The 24,610-nt window shown below is 62.9% G+C and carries 20 protein-coding genes and 1 tRNA gene; 5 read left to right on the top strand and 16 right to left on the bottom strand.

The features are described 5' to 3' along the window. Positions 1 to 115 precede the first annotated feature (115 nt). The 6 genes from ACP691_RS15435 to ACP691_RS15410 all read right to left on the bottom strand — a co-directional run bounded on the left by ACP691_RS15435 (position 116) and on the right by ACP691_RS15410 (position 7,958). Entirely contained in the window at positions 116 to 3,160 is a 3,045-nt protein-coding gene (locus tag ACP691_RS15435) for an efflux RND transporter permease subunit (protein ID WP_426151753.1), read from the bottom strand. Beyond that, on the bottom strand, positions 3,157 to 4,221 hold the full coding sequence (locus ACP691_RS15430) for an efflux RND transporter periplasmic adaptor subunit (RefSeq protein ID WP_426151755.1): 1,065 nt from the start codon (positions 4,219 to 4,221) through the stop codon (positions 3,157 to 3,159). Before ACP691_RS15430 ends, ACP691_RS15435 begins: the two co-directional genes overlap by 4 nt. Beyond that, positions 4,218 to 5,291 carry an efflux RND transporter periplasmic adaptor subunit gene (locus ACP691_RS15425; protein ID WP_426151757.1) on the bottom strand — a complete coding sequence of 358 codons (1,074 nt, stop codon included), beginning with the start codon at positions 5,289 to 5,291 and terminating at the stop codon, positions 4,218 to 4,220. The genes ACP691_RS15430 and ACP691_RS15425 overlap by 4 nt, the downstream gene beginning before the upstream one ends. 209 nt (positions 5,292 to 5,500) lie before the next feature. Next, positions 5,501 to 6,286, bottom strand: a complete 786-nt coding sequence (locus tag ACP691_RS15420; RefSeq protein WP_426151759.1) for a MetQ/NlpA family ABC transporter substrate-binding protein — start codon at positions 6,284 to 6,286, stop codon at positions 5,501 to 5,503. Positions 6,287 to 6,379: 93 nt separating this feature from the next. Beyond that, the gene (locus ACP691_RS15415; RefSeq protein ID WP_426151761.1) at positions 6,380 to 7,321 is read right to left on the bottom strand and encodes a sigma 54-interacting transcriptional regulator; all 942 of its coding nucleotides are present in this window, start codon (positions 7,319 to 7,321) and stop codon (positions 6,380 to 6,382) included. A gap of 55 nt (positions 7,322 to 7,376) precedes the next feature. Further along, the gene (locus ACP691_RS15410; protein ID WP_426151763.1) at positions 7,377 to 7,958 is read right to left on the bottom strand and encodes an RBBP9/YdeN family alpha/beta hydrolase; all 582 of its coding nucleotides are present in this window, start codon (positions 7,956 to 7,958) and stop codon (positions 7,377 to 7,379) included. A gap of 107 nt (positions 7,959 to 8,065) precedes the next feature. On the opposite strand from ACP691_RS15410, the gene ACP691_RS15405 reads away from it, so the two are divergent. Beyond that, the gene (locus tag ACP691_RS15405; RefSeq protein WP_426151765.1) at positions 8,066 to 8,542 is read left to right on the top strand and encodes a DUF962 domain-containing protein; all 477 of its coding nucleotides are present in this window, start codon (positions 8,066 to 8,068) and stop codon (positions 8,540 to 8,542) included. A gap of 119 nt (positions 8,543 to 8,661) precedes the next feature. Here the strand turns inward: ACP691_RS15405 and ACP691_RS15400 are convergent, their stop codons facing one another. The 5 genes from ACP691_RS15400 to oscA all read right to left on the bottom strand — a co-directional run bounded on the left by ACP691_RS15400 (position 8,662) and on the right by oscA (position 12,751). Continuing rightward, the gene (locus ACP691_RS15400) at positions 8,662 to 9,645 is read right to left on the bottom strand and encodes a sulfate/molybdate ABC transporter ATP-binding protein (RefSeq protein ID WP_426151767.1); all 984 of its coding nucleotides are present in this window, start codon (positions 9,643 to 9,645) and stop codon (positions 8,662 to 8,664) included. 3 nt (positions 9,646 to 9,648) lie between these two features. Then, positions 9,649 to 10,521, bottom strand: a complete 873-nt coding sequence (gene cysW, locus ACP691_RS15395; RefSeq protein ID WP_426151769.1) for a sulfate ABC transporter permease subunit CysW — start codon at positions 10,519 to 10,521, stop codon at positions 9,649 to 9,651. 9 nt (positions 10,522 to 10,530) lie between these two features. Next, entirely contained in the window at positions 10,531 to 11,349 is an 819-nt protein-coding gene (gene cysT / locus ACP691_RS15390; RefSeq protein ID WP_040259444.1) for a sulfate ABC transporter permease subunit CysT, read from the bottom strand. 67 nt (positions 11,350 to 11,416) lie between these two features. Further along, on the bottom strand, positions 11,417 to 12,427 hold the full coding sequence (locus ACP691_RS15385; protein WP_426151771.1) for a sulfate ABC transporter substrate-binding protein: 1,011 nt from the start codon (positions 12,425 to 12,427) through the stop codon (positions 11,417 to 11,419). Positions 12,428 to 12,568: 141 nt separating this feature from the next. Further along, positions 12,569 to 12,751 carry a sulfur starvation response protein OscA gene (oscA, locus tag ACP691_RS15380; RefSeq protein ID WP_426151773.1) on the bottom strand — a complete coding sequence of 61 codons (183 nt, stop codon included), beginning with the start codon at positions 12,749 to 12,751 and terminating at the stop codon, positions 12,569 to 12,571. Positions 12,752 to 13,022: 271 nt separating this feature from the next. On the opposite strand from oscA, the gene ACP691_RS15375 reads away from it, so the two are divergent. Further along, entirely contained in the window at positions 13,023 to 14,012 is a 990-nt protein-coding gene (locus tag ACP691_RS15375) for a GGDEF domain-containing protein (RefSeq protein ID WP_426151775.1), read from the top strand. A gap of 8 nt (positions 14,013 to 14,020) precedes the next feature. Here the strand turns inward: ACP691_RS15375 and ACP691_RS15370 are convergent, their stop codons facing one another. The 3 genes from ACP691_RS15370 to gabD all read right to left on the bottom strand — a co-directional run bounded on the left by ACP691_RS15370 (position 14,021) and on the right by gabD (position 18,231). After that, complete coding sequence (locus ACP691_RS15370) at positions 14,021 to 15,259, bottom strand: HDOD domain-containing protein (protein ID WP_426151777.1); 1,239 nt, start codon at positions 15,257 to 15,259, stop codon at positions 14,021 to 14,023. A gap of 126 nt (positions 15,260 to 15,385) precedes the next feature. Continuing rightward, complete coding sequence (gabT, locus tag ACP691_RS15365; RefSeq protein ID WP_426151779.1) at positions 15,386 to 16,663, bottom strand: 4-aminobutyrate--2-oxoglutarate transaminase; 1,278 nt, start codon at positions 16,661 to 16,663, stop codon at positions 15,386 to 15,388. A 125-nt stretch (positions 16,664 to 16,788) separates the two neighbouring features. After that, the gene (gene gabD / locus ACP691_RS15360; protein ID WP_426151781.1) at positions 16,789 to 18,231 is read right to left on the bottom strand and encodes an NADP-dependent succinate-semialdehyde dehydrogenase; all 1,443 of its coding nucleotides are present in this window, start codon (positions 18,229 to 18,231) and stop codon (positions 16,789 to 16,791) included. 258 nt (positions 18,232 to 18,489) lie between these two features. On the opposite strand from gabD, the gene ACP691_RS15355 reads away from it, so the two are divergent. After that, positions 18,490 to 18,566 (top strand) — tRNA-Arg (locus ACP691_RS15355). A 406-nt stretch (positions 18,567 to 18,972) separates the two neighbouring features. Here ACP691_RS15355 and ACP691_RS15350 read toward each other — a convergent pair. Both ACP691_RS15350 and ACP691_RS15345 read right to left on the bottom strand, forming a co-directional pair. Then, a complete protein-coding gene (locus tag ACP691_RS15350) occupies positions 18,973 to 20,448 on the bottom strand; it encodes a YdgA family protein (RefSeq protein WP_426151783.1) in 1,476 nt (491 codons plus the stop codon). A gap of 123 nt (positions 20,449 to 20,571) precedes the next feature. Continuing rightward, positions 20,572 to 21,654, bottom strand: a complete 1,083-nt coding sequence (locus ACP691_RS15345) for a beta family protein (RefSeq protein WP_426151785.1) — start codon at positions 21,652 to 21,654, stop codon at positions 20,572 to 20,574. Positions 21,655 to 21,910: 256 nt separating this feature from the next. Between ACP691_RS15345 and ACP691_RS15340 the strand changes: the two genes are divergently transcribed. Both ACP691_RS15340 and ACP691_RS15335 read left to right on the top strand, forming a co-directional pair. Beyond that, positions 21,911 to 23,017 (top strand): YcjF family protein, encoded by a 1,107-nt coding sequence (locus ACP691_RS15340; RefSeq protein ID WP_426151787.1) that lies wholly within the window; start codon positions 21,911 to 21,913, stop codon positions 23,015 to 23,017. After that, a complete protein-coding gene (locus ACP691_RS15335) occupies positions 23,001 to 24,542 on the top strand; it encodes a GTPase family protein (protein WP_426151789.1) in 1,542 nt (513 codons plus the stop codon). Before ACP691_RS15340 ends, ACP691_RS15335 begins: the two co-directional genes overlap by 17 nt. Positions 24,543 to 24,610 lie beyond the last annotated feature (68 nt).

The raw sequence follows: 24,610 nt of genomic DNA, 5'->3' as shown, positions 1-24,610 counted from the left end.
GAACCCCTCGTTCATTGGACAGCGAGTGATCACGGTGGGCGCTAGCGCCAGCTAGCGAAAAGGCTTTCTGATCGAGCACAATTCGTCAGCTGCGCTGACGCCCACCCGCTGAATTTCAATGCTCTTTTATGCGATACCAGGCCACATAAAGCGCTGGCAGGAACAACAGCGTGAGCAGGGTCGCGCTGATGATGCCGCCAATCATGGCGTAGGCCATGGGCCCCCAGAACACTTCCCGGGCGATGGGGATCATGCCCAGGCTGGCCGCGGCCGCGGTCAGCAGAATCGGCCGGCGCCGGTGCTGGGTTGCCTCCACCACGGCGTCCCAAGGCTTGTAGCCGTCGCGCTCGAAAATGTCGATCTGGGTCACCAGGATCACCGAGTTGCGGATGATGATGCCGATCAGCGCCAGCACCCCGAGAATAGCCACGAAGCCTAGCGGCGTACCCGTGGGCACCAGGGCAATCACCACCCCGATCAGCCCCAGGGGCGCCACGCTGGCGACCAGGAACATCTTCTGCACGCTGTGCAGCTGGATCATCAGGAAGGTGGCCATCAGGAAGATCATCAAAGGCACCACCTGGGCGATCGGCCCCTGGGCCTTGCCGCTTTCCTCCACGGTGCCGCCGGTGGTCACCGTGTAGCCCTGGGGCAGTTCGGCGGCGAAGCGATCCACGTCGGCCTTGAGCTGAGTGACCAAGTCGGTGGGCTGGATCTTGTCGCGCACCGCCGCCTTCAAGGTTACGGTGGGCAAGCGGTCCCGCCGCCAGACCAGCGGCTGCTCCAGCTCATAGCGGACCGTGGCGAATGCCCGCAGTGGGATGGACACCCCATTCGGGGTCACGATCTGCAGGTTCTGCAGGGTTTCCGGCGAGTCCCGCTCCGCATCCTCGGCGCGACCGACCACGTTCACCAGATAGATGTCATCGTTGACCTGGGTGATGGGCGCCCCGCTGACGATGGTATTCATCAGCTTGGCCACGTCCTCGGAGGAGAGCCCCAACTGGCGGGCGCGGTCCTGGGCGATATCGATGCGCAGCACCTTGCCCGGTTCGCTCCAGTCGAAAATCATGTCCCCCACATGGGGGTTCTGGTCCAGCAGCGTGGCCAGATCGATGGCATGCTTGCGCACTTCGTCGAGGTCGCGGCCGCTGACCCGGTACTGTAGCGGCCGACCTACCGGCGGCCCCATCTCCAGTGGTTGCACGTAGGTGCCGATGCCTACGAAGTCCTGACGCAGTTTCTGCCGCAGCCGCTCCGCCAGGGCTTCACGCTCTTCCAGCCCCTTGCTCACGATCACCAGCTGAGCGTAGTAAGGGTTCTGCAGCTGCTGGTCCAGTGGTAGATAGAAACGAATCGCCCCCTCACCGATATAGGTACTCCAGCGCAGAATGTCCGGGTCGTCCTTGATCATGGCCTCGAGCTTGTCCACCGCTCGCGCGGCCTCATGGATGGATGCGTTCTGTGGCAGGTTCAGGTCCACCAGCAGCTCTGGCCGGTCTGACGAGGGGAAGAACTGATTCTGGACGAAGCGCATGCAGAACAGCGCCAGGGCAAAGATCGCCAGGGTGCCGATGATGGTCAACCAACGGTGGCGCATGCAGCTCAACAAGGCGTTGTTGAACATCCGTCCGATGCGCCCGGGTTCGTCCGAGTGCTTCTTGGCGACTTTCTCACTGAGAATATGCACGCCGATCACAGGCGCGAAGAACACCGCCACCACCCAGGATACCAACATGGCAATGGCGATCACCGCGAACAGCGTGAAGGTGTATTCACCCGCAGAGCTGGCATTGAGCCCGATGGGCGTGAAGCCGGCCACGGTGACCAGCGTGCCGGTGAGCATGGGAAAAGCGGTGGAGGTATAGGCAAAGGTCGCGGCTTTCTCTCGGCTGTCGCCAAGCTCCAGCCGCGTGACCATCATCTCTACCGTGATCATGGCGTCGTCTACCAACAGTCCCAGGGCAATGATCAGGGCGCCTAGGGAAATGCGCTGCATGGTGATGCCGCTGTACTCCATGAACACGAACACCATGGCCAGCACCAGCGGGATCGAGCAGGCCACCACCAGCCCGGCGCGGATACCCAGGCTGACGAAGCTGACCACCATCACGATCACTACCGCCTCGAACAAGGCGCTGGTAAAGCCGCCGACAGCCTTTTCCACCACGGCCGCCTGGTCCGATACCGAGTGCACGCCCACCCCGACCGGCAACTCGGCGGTGAGCTCGCTCATGCGCGCGTGCAGGGCCTTGCCGAATGCCTGGATATTGCCGCCATCACGCATGGCGACGGCCAGGCCAATGGCCGGCTGCCCGTTGTAGCGGAACATGGGCGCGGGCGGCTCGGCGTAGCCGCGGCTGATCTGCGCTACGTCGGCCAAGCGATAGAAGCGGTCGTTGACCCGCAGGTTGAGCTCGCGCAGGTCAGCCTCGGACCGGAATTGCCCGGTGGTGCGCACGGAAATACGCTCGGGACCGGCCTCTATGGTCCCCGCGGGGGTCACCGCATTCTGCGCCTGTAGCGCCTGCACCACCTGTCGCTGGTCCAGCCCCAGGGCAGCGAGCTGACGCGTGGAAAAATTCAGGTAGATGACTTCGTCCTGTTCACCGATCATCTCCACCTTGCCCAGGTTTTCCACCTGGCGGATACCCGCGCGCACTTGCTCCACATAGTCACGCAGCTGGCGCATGCTCAGGCCATCTGCCGTAAAGGCGTAGATAGAGCCGAACACGTCGCCGAACTCATCGTTGAAGGCCGGCCCCTGCAAGCCTTGGGGAAATTCCCCGCGAATATCGTCGATCTTCTTGCGCACTTCATACCAGATGTGAGGTATCGCCCCGGCCTTGGTGGTGTCGCGCAGGTACACGAATACCGTCGACTCGCCTGGTCGGGTATAGCTCTTGGTGTAATCCAGCGAATCCAGCTCTTCGAGTTTCTTCTCGATCCGGTCGGTGACCTGCTTGAGGGTTTCGTCCTGGGTCGCGCCCGGCCAGCGGGTCTGAATGACCATGGTCTTGATGGTGAACGCCGGGTCTTCCTCACGGCCCAGCTTCATATAGGAAAACACGCCCATCAGCAGGGCCACGAACATCAGGTACCACACGAAAGACTGATGCCGTAGCGCCCAGTCCGAGAGGTTGAACTTGCTGCCGCTCATTGGGCCTTTCCTTGGTCGGTCTTGATCGCTTGCCCCGGCTTGAGGCTGTTGAGCCCGGCGATGGCCACTCGCTCACCCGGGCGCACGCTGGTGTCCACGATGGCGGTATCGCCTTGCCGCTCCAGTACGGTGACCGGGCGGGGCGACACACTGCGGGCCTGTTCATCGATAACCCACACCCGGGTTTGCCCGTCGACTTCTTGCAAGGCTTGCACAGGCAGGGCGCTACGGGGCTGAACCTGGCGGCTGAGGGTCACGCTGATCGCAGTGCCCAGGCGTAGGCCTGCGGGAGTGTCCACCAGGCTGAGACGTACCTGGCGGGTACGAGTGGCGCTGTTGGCCTGGGGCTCGACCTCCCGCAGCCTGGCATGGGTGGTCACGGTAGGGTCCAGTTGAGCCTGCACCTGAAAGTCCGCGTCCGGGGAGAGCTGCTCGGCCAGGCTCATGGGCAGGTCGATCACCGCTTCCTTCACATCGGGCCGGGCGAGGGTCACCACTTCCTGGCCAGCCGCCACCACTTGCCCGGCCTCGGCGCTCAAGGCAGTGACCACGGCATCATGGTCCGCGCGCAGCTCGCTGTAGCCTAGCTGGTCACGGGCCTGGCTTACGGCGGCCTTGGCTTGCTCCAGGGACGCGGCGGTGGTTTTCAGGTCCGCGGTGGCCCGGTCCAGCAACGCGGCCGAGCCCACGCCCCGATCGAACAGCTCTTGCTGCCGTCGGCTGTTGGCCTGGGCATTGATCCACTGGGCCTCGACCCGGCTCAGGTCGCCCTCACGGGAGCGCAACTGGTTCTGCTGGTCGGTGGGGTCGAGCACGGCAAGCAGGTCGCCTCGCTTGACCTCATCGCCCACGTCCACCAGCCGACGAGCGATACGGCCAGGCACGCGAAACCCCAGGGTGCTTTGATAGCGCGGCTCGATATTGCCGGCGAAGCGACCCAAGGCTTGCTGGTCGACGGCGACCACGACCGCCGACAGTACCGGCCTGATCGGCTCCTTCGGGGGCGGATCTTCGCCGCAACCGGCCAGCATCAGCAAAGGCAGCAGGAACCAGGGTTTCATGGCTTGGCCTCCTGGGCGACTTCCACCTGCATGTCCGGATGCAGCAATTGCCCGCCTGCCACCACGACACGGTCGCCAGGCGCCAGGCCTTCAGTGATCACCACCTTGCCGGTCAGGTAGCGGCCAACAGTGACCTTGTGCAGCGTGACCTTGTCACCATCCAACCGCCACACGGCCGGGTCGTGCAGATCCTTGGTCAAGGCCGACCATGGCAGCTCTACCGCTGGCTGGGCCGGGGCCGCCAAGGCGCCGCTGACCACGGAGCCCAGGCGCATGCGCGGGGGAAGCGCCGCCAGCGCTACCTTCACCTGCAGCGTGCCGGTTTGCGCCGATACCGTTGGGGTGACTTCCCGCACGCGGCCTTCCACGGTCACGCTGGGGTCTTCCAGCAAGCGCACCGTGATGGGCGCATCGCCCGCAGGGTTGAGGAACAGCGACTCATACACGTTGAACACCGCATCGCGTTCGCCGTCCCGGGCGAGGCTGAACATGGGCTGGGTCGCCTGGACGACCTGCCCGACCTCTGCCTGTCGCGCCGTGATCACGCCGGGCGCATCGGCGATCAGGTCGGTGTAGCTCAGTTGCTCCCGGGCATTGGCCAGCTCAGCGCGGGCGGCGGCCAGCGCGCTCTGGCTGCTTTTCAGCGCAGCCTGGGCGGAATCGTATTCGCTGCGGCTGGTATAGCCCTTGGGCAGGAGCTTGGCCTGGCGTTCGAAGGCCAGGCTGGCCTGGGTGACACGCGCCTGCTCAGCGGCGACCGCGGCCGTGGCTGAATCCACACTGGTTTGCAGGTCCTTCGGGTCCAGCCGGGCCAGTACCTGACGTGGGCTGACACGGTCGCCGACATCCACCATACGCTGGATGATCTTGCCAGAGACGCGGAACGACAGCTGCGTCTGCACCCTGGCCTGGATGTCGCCGGTGACTTCGACCTTGGGCGCGAACGGCACGCTCTGCACGGTCTGCACCATCACTCGAGGCCGCTCGGGTTGCAAGGCGGGTTTTTCGCCGCAGCCGTACAGCAACGCCAGGAACGTCCAGGCGACTCCCCTCCCCCACGCACGCGTCATGCACACTTCCTTTGCACGGAAAATCTGGTGATGCGACTGTAACCGATTGTGATCGGTTCATTGCGCCTGATGCATCGAAGGAGGAAAAAAGAACCGGCTCGCCGGGTCGAGCGAGGGTGCGGGGAGGATTGAAAAAGCAGAAACGAGGCCTTGCCCAAGGCAGGCCCCGGCTCAAGAGGGCCAGCGAGCGCCAGCCCCCGCAGGCGTGGTCAGAAGGCAGGCAGTACGGCGCCGTTATACTTCTTCTCGATGAAGGCCTTCACTTCTGGCGAGGTCAAGACCTTGGCCAGCTTCTGGATGGCATCGCTGTTCTTGTTGTCCGGACGAGCGACCAGGTAGTTCACGTAGGGCGAGTCGCTGCCTTCGATCACCAGCGCATCCTTGGCAGGGTTCAGGCCGGCTTCCAGGGCATAGTTGGTGTTGATCATGTCCAGGTCGACCTGGTCCAGCACGCGCGGCAGCATGGCCGACTCCAGCTCCTTGAACTTCAGGTTCTTGCTGTTGGTAGCGATGTCTTTAGGCGTAGCCAGGGCATTGCTTGGGTCTTTCAGGGTAATCAGCCCAGCCTTTTGCAGCAGCAGCAAGGCGCGGCCGCTGTTACTGCCCTCGTTGGGGATGGCCACGGTGGCCCCGTCCTTGAGTTCGGACAGGCTCTTGACCTTCTTGGAGTAACCACCGAAAGGCTCGACATGCACGCCAATGACCGTTTCCAGGTGGGTACCCTTGCCTTCGTTGAAATTCTTCAGGTAAGGCAGGGTCTGGAAGTAGTTGGCGTCGAGGCGCTTCTGGTCTACCTGAACGTTCGGCTGTACGTAGTCTGTAAAGACCTTGATCTCCAGGTCGATGCCTTCCTTGGCCAGGGTTGGCTTGACCAGCTCAAGGATTTCAGCGTGGGGGATGGGCGTGGCCGCTACCACGAGCTTTTCAGCGGCCTGGGCGAAGCCCGTCACGGACAACGCAGCAGCGAATGCGGAGAACAGAAGTGCCTTTTTCATTGGTAATCCTTATTAAGCAGGGTGCCAGTATTCTGGCATGGCGGGACGATACTCAATTCCCTTATGCCGTTGAAATACCTTTTTTCTAGCTGCTTATGAATTTTTTTCAAGCTCAACAGCGTAACGGCGTACAAGGGCCAGCGTAGCCGCTCTAGAATGGGCATTTCCTGCACTAAGGCACAAGGCTAGATGGTCCTCGAGGCTGCTCGGACTCGTGCTTATGCCTGCCTGGCTCAAATGCCTGGCTTCGATGCAGGGCCCTTCGCTGACCAGAAGCGCGAAGTGAATGACGTTTTCCAGTTCGCGCGTATTGCCTGGCCAGCCATGGGCAAGCATCCGTTGCACCGCGGCTTCGCTGAAGGTTGGAGTAGGCAGGCCCAGCCGCTGGCTGTAGATACCCAGGAAGTACTCCGCCAGAGGCAGAATATCGCCGGGACGTTCACGCAAGGCCGGGAGCCGCAGGCGCCCTTCATCCAGATAACGCCACAGCCGCTCGTTGAACTTGCCGACCGCCACTGCTTGGCCCAGTTCGATGCTCGAAGCCGCGATCAAGCGTACATCCACGGGAGTGGGCTGCGTCGCGCCTACACGCACCACTTCGTGGTTTTCCAGCGCTTCGAGCAGTGCGGCCTGGATGGGTAGCGGCAGGTCGGCGATCTCATCCAGATAAAGGGTGCCGCCATTGGCGGAGCCGAACCAGCCAGCCCGGCTCGCGGCCGACCCGGGCGAAGCGCCTGGCGCATGGCCAAACAACTCCGCCTGGGCATAGGTCGGGCTCAAGGCTCCGCAATTTACCGACACGAACAGGCCTGCTCGGTCGCTGGCCTTGTGCAAGTGCCGGGCGAGCAGCTCCTTGCCGGTTCCGGTTTCGCCATGGATGAGCACCGGCAATGCCCCGGGCGCAAGCGCCTGCATACGCTCGCGCAGGACCTGCGAGCGAGGGTCCGCGAATACCAGCGCCTTGGCACGGATGCTCAGTGGGCTGCGGTCCGCGTCCGGGAATGTCAGCAGGGGCTGGCCCAGGCTACTACTCATCGCTTCATTCTCTCAAAGATTCCAGGCTGGCTGCCCGAGGCCACGCGGGCTGGGCTCAGGCACGGCGCAAGCCGTTTCGCTGCGCGCGGCTCTGCAAGCGGTAGAGATAGGCGAAACCTTGATCCCAGCGGTGGTGGCCGGATTTCACATTGATGTGCCCCGCCCCGCTGAGGATGCCCGCCTCGGCGCCCCAATCCCTGGCCATCTCCAATGCTCGGGCGACCGTGGCGGCAGGATCGTTGTCCGAGGCCACGACCTGGCTTGGGAAGGGCAATGGTTGTCTTGGAACAGGCGCGAAATCAGCCAAGGGCGAAGGACGATTGGGCCGCTCCACGTCCGCCGGCGCCACCAGCAGCGCGCCCTGCACCCTACCGACCCGCGCAAGCGGCGCCTGGCTGGCCCAGTGCGCTACGGTAATGCAGCCCAGGCTATGGGCAATGAGCACGGTGGGCTTGCTGGTACTGGCGATGGCATGGTCCAGGCTGCTGACCCAGTGATCTTTTTGCGGGTGATTCCAGTCCGCCTGCTCCAGCCACTCACTGTTGGGCAAGGTGTGATGCCAATGGCGCTGCCAGTGTCCATCGGGCGAGCCTTGCCAACCGGGGACGATAAGGTAGCGGATGGAATCGGTGCGCATGATGGCAACTCCTGGCCCTGTCTGCTTACATGTGGAGAAGTATAAAGAGCGACCTTATTCACGTTAAGGAATAAGAAGCTATTTATTAATAACTAGGGATGCTAACCGTGAAGACGCTGACGCAACACCTGAGCCGATACGCTGCCTACCATCAAGATCCGCGCAATGTCGCTACCCATTTCGTGGGCATCCCTTTCATTGTCCTGGCGGTGGCGGCACTCTTATCGCGGCCAGACTGGCACGGCATTTCCCCCGCCTTATTGGTGGCCTTGGCCAGCGGAGCGTTCTACCTTCGCCTGGACAGGCAGCTGGGCCTATTGATGGCGATGCTGCTGGCGCTGAGTCTCTGGTTCGGCCACACGGTAGCGTCGCTCTCCACGGCCAGCTGGCTGACCCTGGGAATAGGCATGTTCGTGATCGGGTGGGCAATGCAGTTCCTGGGTCACCATTATGAAGGGCGCAAGCCGGCCTTCATGGATGACGTCAGCGGGTTGGTCATTGGCCCGCTGTTCGTGGTGGTGGAATTCGGCTTCCTGCTGGGGCTGGGAGAAGAGCTCAGGGAGCGGATGGAAACCGAAGCCTAGCGGTTCACCTCTGTAGGGCGGCACCCGATCGGTAGGAAGGAGGCGTGTCACGGATGAAGCTCGCGGGTGCGGTGCAAGGCCGTTCGCGAGCTGCGCCCGGCTCCTGCTGCTGCACGGGTTCAGTTCATGGGCGCGCGTCCCTTGGGCGCGAAGAACAGAGTATCCCCACGGTTCAGCCCCGCCAGGCTGTCATGGTCCTTCACCACTTCCGCCTCGATCAGCTCATCCTGGCCTTCCACCTTCAGGGTGATACGTGTGGTCGCGCCCAAGGGGCGGATGTCGCGCACCTGGCCCGGATGGTGCGCGTCTACCACTAGCCGCGACAAGGAAATCTCATGGGGCCGGAATTGCAGAGGTTGCTCCTGGCCCAGGTACAAGCGGTTGGAATCGCCCAGGAAGTGATACACGAAGTCGCTGGCCGGGTGTTCATAGACTTCACCAGGCGAGCCGATCTGCTCAATCACGCCCTTGTTCATCACCACAATGCGATCGGCAACCTCCATGGCCTCTTCCTGATCGTGGGTAACGAATACCGAGGTCAGGTTGATTTCCTCGTGCAGGCGTGCCAGCCAGCGCCGCAGCTCCTTGCGCACCTTGGCGTCGAGAGCACCGAAGGGTTCGTCCAGCAAGAGCACCTTCGGCTCGACCGCCAATGCGCGAGCCAGGGCGATGCGCTGCCGCTGCCCGCCTGACAGCTGCTCAGGGTAGCGATCGGCAAGCCAATCCAGCTGCACCATGTTCAACAGCTCATGCACTTTCTCGGCGATCCGCGCTTCACTGGGGCGCTGAGCGCGCGCCTTCATGCGCAGGCCGAAGGCGACGTTGTCGAACACCGTCATGTGGCGGAAGAGCGCGTAATGCTGAAAGACAAAACCTACATTGCGGTCCCGTACGTCGTGCCCGGACACATCCTCCCCATGGAAGACGATGCTTCCCTGATCAGGGGTTTCCAGCCCGGCAATGATGCGCAGCAAGGTGGTTTTGCCACAGCCCGAGGGGCCCAGTAGCGCCACCAGCTCGCCGCTACGGATGTGCAGGTCGATAGTGTTCAACGCCTGGAACTGGTTGAAGCGCTTGCTGACATTACGGACTTCGATCGACATGGATTATTCCTCCGCGGCGCTATGGCGCAGGCGGTCAAGGCGGCTTTCACTCCACTGCTTGAGCAGCAGGATGAACAGGGCAAGGGCCAATAGCAGGCTGGCCACGCTGAAGGCAGCCACATGGTTGTATTCGTTGTAGAGAATTTCCACGTGCAGCGGCAGGGTGTTGGTCACGCCGCGAATGTGCCCGGACACCACCGACACCGCGCCGAACTCGCCCATGGCACGAGCGGTGCAGAGCACTACCCCATACATAAGGCCCCATTTGATATTGGGCAGGGTCACATGCCAGAACATTTGCCACCCATTGGCGCCCAGCAACCTGGCGGCCTCTTCTTCTTGAGTGCCTTGTTCCTGCATCAGCGGAATCAGCTCTCGCGCCACGAACGGCACGGTCACGAAGATGGTGGCCAGCACGATGCCTGGCAGGGCGAAAACAATCTGGATGTCGTGATCTGACAACCAAGGCCCCAGCAAGCCGCGCGCGCCGAACATCAGCACATAGACCAGGCCGGCGATCACTGGAGATACCGAGAACGGCAGGTCGATCAAGGTGACCAGCAGGCTTTTACCCCGGAATTCGTATTTGCTCACACACCAGGCCGCGCTCACGCCGAACACCAGGTTCAGCGGCACAGAGATCGCCACGGCCAGCACGGTCAGCTTGAGCGCGCTCAAGGCGTCGGGCTCTAGAATGGCGCTGAAAAATGTGCCCGCGCCTTCCTTGAGCGCCTGAGAGACAACGATAAACAACGGCAGCAGGAGGAACAGGGCGAAGATCAGCCAGGCGAGGATGATCAGGGCGCGTCGCGCCCAAGGGCTACCGCGCCGGGCAGCATTGGCCGCCTGCGCGGCCGAAACGGTCGAACGGGACATGCGGCTTCCTCAAGGGGTTTCGATGCGACGCTGAAGCAGGTTGATCAGCAACAGCAGAATGAACGAGACCACCAGCATCAACACGCCGATGGCGGTAGCGCCGGTATAGTCGTACTGGTCGAGCTTGACCATGATCAGCAAGGGCAGGATCTCGGTTTTCATCGGCATGTTGCCGGCGATGAAAATCACTGAGCCGTATTCCCCGACCCCTCGGGCGAATGCCAGTGCGAAACCCGTCAGCCAGGCGGGTAGCAAGGCCGGAGCGAGAATGTGACGAAACACCTGCCAAGGACGCGCGCCCAGGCAGGCGGCGGCTTCTTCCACCTCACGCGGGATGTCAGCCAGTACTGGCTGCACGGTGCGCACTACGAAGGGCAAGGTGACGAAGGTCAGGGCCAGGGTGATACCCAGTGGGGTGTAGGCGATCTTGAAACCCAGGTCCGTGGCGAGTTGCCCCACCAGGCCGTTCGGCGCATACAGGGCCGTCAGAGCGATGCCCGCCACGGCGGTGGGCAAGGCAAAGGGCAGGTCGATCATGGCATCGATGACGCGCCGCCCCGGAAAGCTGTAGCGCACCAGCACCCAGGCCAGCAAGGTACCGATGACGCCGTTGATCACGGCGGCATAGAGCGCGGTACCGAAACTGAGTTTGAGCGCGGCCATGACCCGAGGGGCGCTGACGACCGCCCAGAACTGCTCCATGCTCAGTTGTGCGGCATGTACGAACATGGCGGCAAGGGGAATCAGCACGATAAGGCTGAGGTAGACCAGCGTGTAGCCCAGCGTCAGCCCGAAGCCGGGTATGACGGGGGAAATACGGCGCGACATAGAAGTCCTTTGTGTGAACGCAACGAGCCCGGGAACGATCCCGGGCTGCATGCCATACCTTTAGGGTTTACTGAGCCTGGTAGATCTGGTCGAAGATCCCGCCATCGCTGAAGAACTTGGGTTGAGCAGTTTTCCAGCCGCCGAAGTCTTTGTCGATAGTCACCAGGTTGAGGGTGGGGAAGGTGCTGGCGTATTTCTTCGCCACCTCGGGGTTGCGCGGCCGATAGAAGTTCCTGGCGGCGATCTCCTGCCCAGCGGGGCTGTACAGATGCTCGAGATAAGCAGTGGCCACATCCACCGTGCCTTTCTTTTCCGCATTCTTGTCCACCACCGCCACTGGTGGTTCGGCAAGGATGGAAAGCGACGGCACCACGATGTCGAACTTGTCGGCGCCCCCGTCTTCTTTCAGGGCCAGGTGCGCTTCGTTTTCCCAGGCAAGCAGCACGTCGCCCTGGCCATTGTTGACGAAGGTGATGGTCGAGCCGCGAGCGCCGGTGTCCAGTACAGGAACGTGCTTGAACAGCTGCTGTACATAGGCCTTGGCCTTGGCCTCATCCCCATTGCTGGCCTTCAGGCCATAGGCATAGGCCGCCAGGAAGTTCCAGCGCGCACCGCCGGACGTCTTGGGGTTGGGCGTGATCACCGATATGCCGTCCTTGACCAGGTCATCCCAATCCTTGATGCCCTTGGGGTTGCCTTTGCGCACCAGGAACACGATGGTGGAGGTATAGGGCGTGCTGGCCTCTGGCAAACGCTTCTGCCAATCGGTGGGCAACAGCTTGCCGAGGTTGGCGATTTCGTCGATGTCCCCGGCCAGTGCAAGGGTAACGACATCCGCGCGAAGCCCGTCGATGACAGAGCGCCCCTGTTTGCCTGACCCACCGTGGGACTGCTGGATTCTTACCGTGTCGCCCGGATGCTGCTGTTTCCAGAAGCTGGCGAACTCAGCGTTGTATTCCTGGTACAGCTCACGGGTGGGGTCGTAGGACACATTGAGCAGTTCGTAGTCCTTGGCGACGGCAGAACCTGCGAACAACGCGGCCGTGAGGGCAGCCAGCGCGTAACGGCGGATGAACATGGGTGTGCTCCTGAAGACGACTCGAGTTGGCGTTTTTCTTATGGCGCGCGCTGGCACTGCTGATAAGGCGACCCACAGAAGGGGTTGGTTCGCTGTCGGCAGCCCATGTGGCGCCCTCCGGGGGTCCGGTCGGGTCAAGGCTCAGCTTGGCTTCTGATTGGCATGTTGCAGACGAAACTTCTCTTTGCGCTCGATCTGCACGACCTGGGCGTTATGCACAGTGATCTCCACCGCGCCGAAACGAAGATCACGCAGGGCGCTCTGGATTTCTCGAAGAATCGCCGTTTCATCCTGACTATCGACGCTACGCAAAGGTGCGCTCATGGGGTGCTCCTGGCTCGGTGGCTATGCTCGGGGAGAGCGCCGGCAAGTTGCCTGACGTAGGTGGACTATAAGATCTGCCATTTATTCTCAAAAATAATATTTAAGAATGCATTTAGATCTAAAAGTTTTAAGAAAGGTTTTTAGGATCCCTAAGCGATACGGCGACTGAACTTTCACGGCCAAATTTGATCAGAGCCACATGCTCGCTGGTGCAGCGAGCCATGGCCACCTGCCGGTGGGCCCACCTCGACGCGTCCCGAAAGAAGCCGTGATGGTCAACATTCAAGCTCCGTCCACATCGCTCGAGCAGGTTCCGGAAGCCGCGGAAACCCTTCTTGCCCTCATGCATGCTCAAGGCGAAGTCGCACGGCTCAAGGAACGCGAGGAGCTCTTCAGTTCGCTGCTGGTCAGTGTCAACGCCGTGCTATGGGCGTTCGACTGGGAAACCCAGCAGATGATCTATGTCAGCCCTGCCTACGAACGCATCTTTGGCCGCTCCGCCGGGCTGCTGCTGGCCGACTATAACGAATGGCGAGACAGCATCTACCCCGATGACCTGGACTATGCCGAGCGCAGCCGGGCCGAGGTGCTGGAGAAGGGCTCCATCGAGGACCGGGAATACCGGATCATTCGCGCCGACGGGCAGATCCGCTGGCTGAGCGACAAATGCTTCATCAGTCACCGCCCCGAGTCCGGGCAGCGGGTGATCGTTGTCGGCATTGCTGAAGACATCACCGAAAAGAAGCACCTGGAAGGAGAGCTTCAACGCCTGGCCACTACCGACGTGCTGACCCAGAGCAGCAACCGTCGTCACTTCTTCGAGTGCGCCCATCGCGAGTTCGAGCAGTCGAGGCTCAACGACACGCCCATGGCGTTTCTGCTCCTGGACATCGATGACTTCAAGATGATCAATGACACTTACGGCCACCAGGACGGTGACCTGGTGCTGCAGCGTATCGCCGAAAGCGGCAAGGCGGCGCTGAGGCGTGGTGACCTGTTCGGACGTATCGGTGGCGAGGAGTTCGCCGCCGTATTCCCAGGCTGCGCCCCGGAAATGGCACGCCAGATCGCCGAGCGTTTGCAGCGCGAGGTGCAACGGCTGAGCTTCAGCAGCGGCGACAAGACCTACGGCGTGACTGTCAGCCAGGGTTTGACCAACCTCAAGCCGGACGACGAAGCGCTGGACAACCTTTATTCGCGCGCGGACGCGGCCATGTACCAGGCCAAACGCCAGGGCAAGAACCAGATCATCATGTCCTGAGGGCCGGGTCAGCCGGCCGTGGGCGGCGCCGGGCGAGGCGATCCTGCCGCCTTGCGCAGTCCGGCAAGATGGGCGGCGTCCAGCCCCAGCAATCGGGCAGCCTTGCCTTGGGCTACGGCCGTGACGTCTTCTTCAGGGGGCAGATTCGCCAGTTGTCCCGCGATATTCATCACCAGCGCAGGCCTGCCGTATACCCCCATCAAGGCATACACCGAGGCGATCAGGTCCCGCAGGTCGTGCGGCAACCGCCAGCGCGCCCGCAGGGCCGAACCGAAGTTCGCCCCGAAGCGCTGCAACGAGGCCTCCACCTGGGCTGGCTGCAGGGTGCCTCCGGCCAGCTTCCATTCCATCAGGGTGCGCAGCAGCGCCAACTCACCAAGACGATGCAGGAGCCCGGCGCAATAGCAGAGTTCGGCATCGATCCCCTGCTGCCGCGCCAAGGCACGGGCCAACTCAGCAGTGGCCAGGGAGGCTTTCCAATGGACCTGGGCGTGTTCGGCCAACAAGGGGTCATCGAGCCGAGCGCTGCGCTTGAGGGCAAGCCCAAGGATGAGATTCATGCTTTGGTTGGCGCCCAGCCGCGACAGAGCCTGTAGAAGGGTATTGGCGGGCTCTTCGCGATGGCGAGCCGCGCTGTTGGCGGCGGCCAGCAATACGGCGGTGACTTGCGGGTCTGAACGGATCTCTGCTTCAAGCGCGCGCAGGTTGAGCGAGCGTGCCTTGATGCTGCGCACGACGGCATCGTAGACCTCGGTCATGATGGGCGCGCCATCGGAAGCTTCCCGGCGCATCTCGAGAAAGTCGGCAAGTTCGATTCCGGGCATGACGGGCGGTACTTCGCACACTACCGCTTCCCCGGCCTCCAGCAGCAGATTGCTCAACCGCTCCCGCAGGGATTCGAAATTGAGCGGCTTGGTCAGGTAGGCAGTGGGTGTCAAGGCCAAGGTTTCCCGCACGCTGGCGCTATCGCCCCGGCTACTGAGCAGAATGAAAGGCAGCCCCGGCGCTCGCGCGCCTCGCCTGACTTGCCGCAGCAATTCAAGCCCATCGGTGCCGGGCAATTCACGGCTGGCGATGATCAGGTCCGCGGGCTCGTCCAGCGCAGCCAAGGCCTGCGTGCCATTCTCGCAGAGAGTCACCTTGGCGTCGCAGCGCACGCTGAGTAACAGCTGAGTCAGCAGGTCCCTGCTCCATGGGTCGGATTCCGCGATGAGCACGCGGGGGGAGGCGTTCAAGGGTTCGGCCATCGGCAGATCTCCACGGGCCCATTTCAGCCCGACCATTAGCCATTTATAGGCGGCTATTGGCGCTTCTCCAAGTAAAAAACCCGCCTCTAGGGGCGGGTCTCTTACAGCGCGGGCGTGCTCGGGCCGTTACAGCTCGGCGAAGCACTCTTCCAGAATGGCCAGACCTTTATCCAACTGCTCGTCCGGCGCGGTCAGTGGCACCAGGATGCGCAACACGTTGCCATAAGTGCCGCACGACAGCAGGATCAAGCCTTTCTCACGCGCCTTGGCCACGACCTGGGCCACAGCGGCGGCATTAGGCTTGTGGCTGTCGCCGCCTTCGAACAGCTCGACGGCGATCATCGCGCCCAAGCCACGAACGTCGCCAATGACTGGGTACTTGGCCTGGATTGCGCGCAGGCCAGCGGTCAGACGCTCGGCCACGGCCTGGCAGCGTTGCAGCAGTTTTTCTTCCTCGAACACTTCCATCACGGCCAGAGCCGCGGCACAGCCCAGCGGGCTGCCGGCGTAGGTACCGCCCAGGCCGCCTGGGGCGATGGCGTCCATGATCTCAGCCTTGCCGCATACGCCGGCCAAGGGGAAACCACCGGCGATGGATTTGGCGAAGGTGGTCAGATTCGGCACGACGCCCATCTGCTCCATGGCGAAAAAGGTGCCGGTACGGCCAGCGCCGGTCTGCACCTCGTCGGCGATCAACAGAATGCCGTGCTGGTCGCACAGGGCGCGCAGGCGTGCCATGAAGGCCTTGGGCGCGACATAGAAGCCACCCTCGCCCTGCACGGGCTCGATGATGATGGCGGCGATGTCACGTGGCTCGGCGTCGTTCTTGAAGATGCGCTCGATGCTGGCGATGCTGTCGTCCACGCTTACGCCGTGCAGCTCGCACGGGTACTGGGCGCGGAAGATGCCACCGGGCATCAGGCCCATGCCGGCCGAGTAAGGCACGACCTTACCGGTCAGGCCCAGGGTCATCATGGTGCGGCCATGGTACCCACCGGTGAAGGCGATCACGCCGGCGCGGCCAGTGGCTGCGCGGGCGATCTTCACAGCGTTTTCCACGGCTTCGGAGCCGGTGGTCACCAGCAGGGTTTTCTTGGCGAAGTCGCCGGGCACCTTGGCGTTGATCTTTTCGCACAGCTCGACATAGGGCTCGTAGGCCAAGACCTGGAAGCAGGTATGGGTCAGCTTGTGCAACTGAGCTTCCACCGCGGCGACGATCTTGGGGTGCAGGTGACCGGTGTTGAGCACGGCGATGCCGCCGGCGAAGTCGATGAATTCACGGCCTTCGACGTCGGTAACAGTGGAGTTCTTGGCGTGGTCGGCAAAAATCGGGTGGATCTGGCCTACACCACGTGGCACAGCGGCCATGCGCCGCTGCATCAGGGATTCGTTGGTCTTGCTCATGGAAAAGCTCCTCATGCGCCGCTCATCGTCGGCGCGGATCAGAACAGGGCACCTGGCACGGCTGGGCAGCATACGATGATCGACTGCCCAGCGGCCGGGATACCCGGGGTAAGTGCTGCCCGCGCTTATACGCTCAGGCAGAGGTATTTGATTTCCAGGTAGTCTTCGATGCCGTACTTGGAGCCTTCACGGCCCAGGCCGGAGGCTTTCACACCGCCAAAAGGCGCGACCTCGTTGGAAATCAGGCCGGTGTTGATTCCCACCATGCCGTATTCCAAGGCTTCCGCAACGCGGAAGACGCGGCTCAGATCCTTGGCGTAGAAATATGAAGCCAGGCCGAACTCGGTATCGTTGGCCGCGGCGATCACCTCGGCCTCGTCCTTGAAGCGGAACAGCGGCGCCAGCGGGCCGAAGGTTTCTTCCTTGGCCACGGCCGCGCTGGCCGGTACGTTCAGCAGCACAGTGGGCTGGAAGAAGTTGCCTTCGATGACATCGCCGCCGGTCAGCACGCTGGCGCCCTTGCCCAGGGCATCGGCAATGTGCTCCTTGACCTTGGCCACGGCCTTTTCGTCGATCATCGGGCCAGTGGTGGTGCCATCTTCCAGGCCATTACCGACCTTGAGCTTGGCCACCGCCGCCTTGAGCTTCTCGGCGAAGGCGTCGTATACACCATCCTGTACATAGATGCGGTTGGCGCAGACGCAGGTCTGGCCGTTGTTGCGGTACTTGGAGATCATCGCCCCTTCCACGGCCTTGTCCAGGTCCGCGTCGTCGAACACGATGAAGGGCGCGTTGCCGCCCAGCTCCAGGGAAACTTTCTTGATGTCCGCGGCGCACTCGGCCATCAGCTGGCGGCCGATATCGGTGGAGCCGGTGAACGACAACTTGCGTACGGTAGGGTTGCCGGTGAGCTCGCCGCCCACTTCACCCGCGCTGCCGGTGACCACGTTGAAGACACCCTTCGGAATGCCGGCGCGCTCGGCCAGCTCGGCCAGGGCCAGGGCCGAGTAAGGGGTCTGCGAAGCAGGCTTGAGTACCATGGTGCAACCAGCCGCCAGGGCTGGCCCGGCCTTGCGGGTGATCATGGCTGCCGGGAAGTTCCAGGGGGTAATGGCCGCAGTCACGCCGATGGGCTGCTTGAGTACGATCAGGCGCTTGTCGGGCTGGTGACCAGGGATCACATCCCCGTAGACGCGCTTGGCTTCCTCGGCGAACCATTCCAGGAACGAGGCCGCGTAGGCGATCTCACCCTTGGCCTCGGCCAGCGGCTTGCCCTGCTCCAGGGTCATCAGGCGGCCCAGGTCGTCCTGGTTTTCCAGCATCAGCTCGTACCAGCGGCGCAGCTTGGCGGCGCGTTCCTTGGCCGTCAGCGCGCGCCAGGCCGGCAGAGCACGGTCGGCCGCTTCGATGGCCCGGCGGGTTTCAGCCTTGCCCATCTTCGGCACGCTGCCCAGGATCTCACCCGTGGCCGGGTTGTTGACGCTGATGGTCTGGCCGCTGTCGGCGTCCGCCCAGGCACCATCTACATAAGCCTGCTGGCGGAACAGTTGGGCATCTTTGAGCTGCATGTCGGCTCCCTAAGCTGGCCTCGCCCGTGCGAAGCCTGAGGTTGGCGGATGGTCGCCCAGCGTTTGGGCGTTTGAAATCTCAAACGCATCCTAGGATCTGGGCAAGAAAAGGACAATAGCTGTTCGAAAAAAAGAACATCCCGTTGGCGATTCCCTTATAGCCGGCCCGTCGGGCTTGCGAACCCGGGCCCTGGAAACCCAGCGCGGCTTATCAGCATAGACGGACACCCTCGACATGGGTATCATGGCGCCCGCGTTGCACTCGTAGCTCAGCTGGATAGAGTACTGCCCTCCGAAGGCAGGGGTCGTGGGTTCGAATCCCGCCGAGTGCGCCATACAAAGCAAGGGCCTAGGTGAAAACCTAGGCCCTTTTGTTTATGGCTGTTCCTTTCCCTGCTGTGGGTATCGCATAGGTTCTGAGCGCGGGCTCAAATCCCGCCTGGATCATTTCGGTCACTACCTGGCGGCCCGTGGCTTTTTCGGCCCAAGCAGGAACCAAGACGAGGTCAGCCAGGGCCAGTTGGATTCGATCAGCCACAAGCGCGCTCTGCTATTGTCTGGCTGCAGGGGAGTTGGCGGCTGTCTCCCATGCTTGGCTCATGAAGGGTGGCCGAAGCGCGCGTTGTAAGCGCTGAAGCCCTCGCCGACTTCGCTGCCTCGGGCCACCTCTTCGTTGTGACCCAGCGCCAGCTGGAGAATGGCCTCTGGAAGTCGCCATTCCCCACTCAACCTAACCCAACATCAACGCTGCCCGAACGCCGCCATCAGAAAACTCGCGAACTCCTCTGGCGTCATCTTCCGGCCGTTGAAATCCACGCTGTCGTTCTCGTAGCGCAGGGTCGAAACCAAGACATCACCTTCGGTCCTGGCCAAGCCCTGCAGGGTCGCGACGGCGGTGACCAGGATCGCGGCAGCGTCGCCGTTCTGGGCCAGGGTGGCAGCGTCGGTCTGGCCCTCCAGGCGGCCCTTGAGCATGGCCAGGTCGCGCAAGGTGCCCTTGGCCAGGGACAGGCGAGCCTCGAGGCGGCTGAGGCTGTTCTGGAACACTTCCGGTGCGGGGGCGTTCGGGTTGGCCGGAGCGGTGAAGTCCAAGGCTAGGGAGAGATGGCTTTCACCGGAGGCAGTCTTCAAGCCCAGTGGCTGCAGCTCCACGCGGGGCTTGCCTTGCAGAAGACGCTGCAGGCTCGCCTGCCAGGCCGCCTGTTGCTCCGGAGTCAGTTGCAGGTGCAGCGGGCGATGCTCCTGGGTGGCTTCGGCGGCCTGGGGGACTACTACTTCCTGATAGAACCTGGCCAGGTCTCGGCTGGCCTGGATGTCCAGGTTATCGAACACCCAGCGCATCTGCCCGCTTCCCACGGCCTCACCCGCGGCAGTGGCGGAGCCGAAGCGATAGTCGACGAAACCCTTGAGCTTGCCTTCAAGCTCTTCCAGGCTGCCATTGGCCGCCAATGCGCCCACGTCCAGCACCGATTCACCCCCGGAGCCGACGCTCATCCGTTCGGTTTCCATGCTGGTGTTGCCCAGGTAGAAACCGGACTCGCCCTTGATCCCGCCGGTATGCAGCTTCACGTTCTTCAGTTCGATGTTGACGGGAGCGTCGGGATCGGTGGAGGTATAGGTGAAGCTTGCGATACGCGCGTCCACCTCGTTCTTCTTGCCATCGGTTGTGCCCTTGCCCGTGCCTTCCAGCCCGGTGAAACTCAGCACACCCTGCCCGCTCTGCCATCTGAATGGCACGGCATGGAACTCAGTGTCCAGGGTACGGCCGTAGCCGAACACGCTGTAGACGGTGATGGGCGCCTGACCTTCCGGCAAGCTCAGCAGCTGGCTGAATTCCCCACCAGGCACCAGTTGATAGTCCATGGCGGCCATGACCGGCAACCATTTGAATTCCCGCACCCTCGACCATGGAAAGGGGCCGTGCTCGATCTGCGCGGTGGCCTCTATCTGTAGAGGCTGGCCGCCATTGAAATCCGGCGCCTGGATGGTGTTGACGAAGTGCGCCGCGCTGCTGAAAAGGTGGCGCTCGAACCCGGTCAGCTCCACCTTCGCGCTTACCGGCTGCCCGGCCAGGCTCGCCTGGATCTGCTGGTTCATTTCGCTGACCTGCTGGCGCAGCAGGGGCTCGACCTGGGTACCGGTGTACCAGGCCATGCCGGTGATGGCCGCGCCCGCGACTATGACCGCGCCGATCGCGGTAGGAAGAATCTTGCTCATGGATCGGGATGCTCCTTGCAATAAAGCTGCACAGCTTTTCATGAATCGGGATGGAAGGCATCTGCCACGTGAAATCAGCCGGTCATTCGCTCCGGATGAATCCCTGCAACGTCGGCGGCAGCGCTAAGACATATGAAAGTTCGCCAGCTCAAGGACTACCCGGGTGAAATGATGGTTATGCCCGATCGCGGCCCACCCGCCGGCCCCCTGAGCCGCAATGCCGAACTCGGCGCATTGCTGGATACATTCATCTCCCCAGGAAAAGCACTCGCCGTCGAATTGCCCGGAGGTCAGCACCTGCTGGCAAAGCTCTCGGTACTGGTCGTGCCCATCGTGGCGTACCGGCCCTCGCTGGGCCCTCAGCCAGCCATCGGCCACGGTGTAGTCGATCATGGCTTGGGGCTTTTCCAGACGCGGATCGGACAGTCCGGTAAGCGGATGAGCGATGCTGTAGTCGCCGAAGGCGGGGCGCCGGGTTTCGCCGAGGCGCCTGGACAGCTGCTTGTAGGCCAGCCATTCATAGCGCCGGGCAACCTGCAAGTACGGCCGCATCTGTTCCTCCGTCTCGGTCGGAAAGGCAGACCCTAGCAACGTCAGGCTACGCCAGCGTGCCAGCAAGGGAGTGCGCTCGAGCAAGGCCTGGGCATGCCCGGCCTGGGCAGTGACGCAACGGGCTATATGCTGGTGGAAGTCCAGGATCAGGTCCACCTGGCCAGGGGCCAGACCCATATAGGCCAGCAGGCCTCCTACCTGAGCGGCCAGCTCCGGGCGGTCGTAGTCTTCGCCGGTCAACCGCAGGCAAAGGCCTCGGCCCTGGCGACGAACGATACGCGCGGTGGCGGCCTGGTATTGGTAGTGTCGGTTCAGCCCAGTCACCGGTAGCGCCAGGCAGCCCGCTTGGGCCGCCAGCTCAAGCAGGCGTTCGAAGTGATGGATGCCGCCGGCGCAGAGCGCGTCCGCCGGCAGGTGGCAGGAATCCACGAAGCAGGGCAGGCCGCCCCAGTTGGCCATGAGGCGTCGCCCGAAGTGCTCGATGTGGTCGTCGATGCTTTTCTGCGGCTGCGCCGTTTCGTGGTCCCAGGCTTCGGCCGGGATCTCCAGCAGTGGCGTGATACGGCTGCGTAGCAGATCGCTGACGCGAGCAAGGGCCTGGTATTCCCCGTGGCGCCATTTCAGCACCGGTACGTACTGACGGTGGTCGAACATGCCATGGCGTCCTTCTGTGCGAGTTTCAGCCGGACTATAAAGCGCACGCCCGAGCGCCCTGAATCAGGCGAGGCTTAAGTTTCTGTAGGAAAGGGTCCGCACACCCCGTAGCCCCTTGGAATAGAGAGTTTTCCTGTCCGCGACGGCAGGCCCCAGGTAACCTCGCGAGTCTTGGCGGGGCAGTCGCATGCCGAGCGCCAGGATTTTTTCCCAGCGCAACGGGCCTAATGTCCATGCCCTACTGGAATACACCTTCATGAGCCTGCTCGACCGTGTTTACCGCACCCTCAACCCAGCGGCCAACCCCTCGCTGGAAAAGGCTTTCCAGCGCAGCGAGGCGCACCTGCCTACGCTGTGGCTGCTGGGCAAGACCGGTGCGGGCAAATCATCGCTGGTGCGGGCGCTCACAGGCCTGGACCGTGTCGAGGTAGGGGCAGGGTTCCGGCCTTGCACCCTGACCTCCGTCCGCTATGCCTATCCTACCGAAACCCCGGTGATGGCGTTCCTGGATACACGGGGCCTGGCCGAAGCGGACTACGACGCTCGCGAGGACCTGGCCAACTGCGAGCGCACCAGCCATGCGCTGATCGTGGTCATGAAGGCTGAGGATCCTGAGCAGTCCCAGGTGCTGGCCGCGCTCAGGCAGATCCGTCGCTCCGGCAAGGTTCGGGAAGCCTTGCTAGTGCATACCGGCGTATTGCAGATCGATGACGTGACGGAACGGGAACGTTGCATCGCTCGTAATGAAGAGCAGGTCCGGCAGAACTGGGGACAGGTCGATGCCGTGGCGGTGGACTTCGCCGACCTGGACGGTCGGCCCTATGGCCTGGAGGCCCTGACGCAGAAGCTGGCCGAGCGGTTGCCGATCCTTGGCGAGCTGTTCGAGCATCGAGCCCATGCCGATGTGGAAGAGCGCAATTTCCAGCGGCTGAAGAAGGAGGTCATCTGGTACGCAGGGGCCGCAGGCGCTGCCGATGCCATCCCTGCCGTTGGCCTGGTGGCTGTGCCGACAGTACAACTGAAGATGCTGCACAGCCTCGCCAATCAATATGGCCTGGCTTATGACCGGCGCTTGCTGGCGCAATTCGCTGCTGCCCTGGGCACCGGTTTCGGTGTGCACTATGCCTCGCGGCTTGGCCTGCGTCAGCTGCTGAAGCTGATTCCCGTGGTCGGCCAAACCGTGGGAAGCGCCTCGGCGGCGGCCGCCAGCTACGGCTTCACCTATGCACTGGGCAGGGCAGCCTGCCTGTACTTCTATCGTCTGTCCCGTGGGGAAAGCATCAGCGCCGCGGAGCTGCAAGCGCTCTACAAGAACGCCTTCAACCATATCCTTCCGGTGGCTCGCGATGAAAAGAACCTTTAGCGGGCTGACCGCGCTGACCCGGCTGTCAGACCGGGTGATGCCCTATGCCCTGGTCTCGGTGGTGCTGCCGCTGTTGGTACTGGCCGGGTTCGGTCTTTACGCCGTGATCCGCTACGGTTATGTGTTGCACCTGATCTTGGTACTGATCGCTTGCACCTTGCTGAGCAGCCTGGGCCTGCTGCTGGCCCGTCGCCGGTTCGGCCAGAAAATGGGGCCGGCGGTACGGGAAGCCCTGGAAGCGACGCCGCGCACCCCGAACTACTGGCGCCCTCAGGACCGTGAAGTGCAGCAGGCGCTGATGCCGGAGCTGCGCGCCATGGTGGCCGCAGAGGTACCTTGGCAGGAGCTCCCGCATACGGGCCTGGCCGTGTTGCGGCTGGTGGCGAGCCGGTATGACGCCCAATCCAGCCGGGCCCACTGGGCCTTCACCGCGCCCGAGCTGCTGGCCATCATCGAGCAGGTCAGCCGTCGTTACCGCCGCGTGCTCAAAGCCCATGTGCCGGGTGTCGACCATTTGCGCCTGTCGACCTTGCTGAGCCTGAACGAGCAGGTGGAACGCTATGGCCCGCTCGCTCGCAAGGCGTTCAACCTGTACCGGGCCGCGCGCCTGATTTCGCCCCAGGGCCTGGTGGCGGAGGCCTTGACGCAGTTGCGGGGCGAGGTGTTCAGTGGCTTGAGCGACGAGTTGCAGAATCGTCTGAAGTACCTGCTGTTGCTGGAAGTGCTCAGGGCTGCCATCGACCTGTATGGCGGGCATTTCCGTCTCGATGACGATCAACTCCAGGCGGCCCGCGTCACCGAACGCGACGACGCTCGCAAGGCGCCACCGTTGGACCCGGTGCGCATCTGCCTGGTCGGCCAGGTGGGCGCTGGCAAGTCCTCGCTGATCAATGCCCTCACCGGCAGCCTGAATGCCGAAGTCAGCGCCCTGCCCGCCACCGATGGCGTAGCCGTGTACGAATGCGCCATTGAGGGCGCGCCTAACATTCGGCTGGTGGACCTTCCCGGGCTGGACGGCAGCGAAGCGGTGGAAGCCCTGGTGTTCAAGGAGGTGTGTGAGTCTGACCTGATCATCTGGGCGCTGAAAGCCAACCAGCCGGCCCGCGCCCTGGACAAGCAGTTCCGCGAGCGGCTCAAGCTTTGGTTCGCCAAGCCTGAGAACCTTGAGCACGAACCAGCGGCGGTACTGGGGATCCTTACCCAGGGCGATCGACTGGTGCCCGGTGGAAGCTGGCCCGCTGCCTTTGGCCTGGATGATGGTAGCAAGGCCGCCCGCGCCGCTGGCGACGCCCTGGCCTACAACGCCCAGCTGCTGGACCTGCCCGACCTCATCCTGACCGCGCTACCCCAAGGCCAGCCCGCCTTTGGCCTCGTCCAACTGCAGCAGCGGCTGCAGGGGCTGTATGCCAAGGCGGTGAATGTGCAACTCAACCGGCGTCGGCGCGAAGCCGGGGCCTTTTCCGTCAGCCGCGAGCTGGAACGCATCAAGCGCGGCGCCAAGGGCGTGTTCAGCTTGTTACGGTGATACCACCTTAGCCAGCTCCGCTGGCTCCCACCGGGTGAACTGACCCCATTGATTGGACCGCGAGGTGA

It is taken from the genome of Pseudomonas sp. DC3200b2, assembly GCF_049895785.1.
GTDB classification, from domain to species: Bacteria; Pseudomonadota; Gammaproteobacteria; order Pseudomonadales; family Pseudomonadaceae; genus Aquipseudomonas; species Aquipseudomonas massiliensis.
This window is presented reverse-complemented; position numbering and strand designations above follow the sequence as displayed.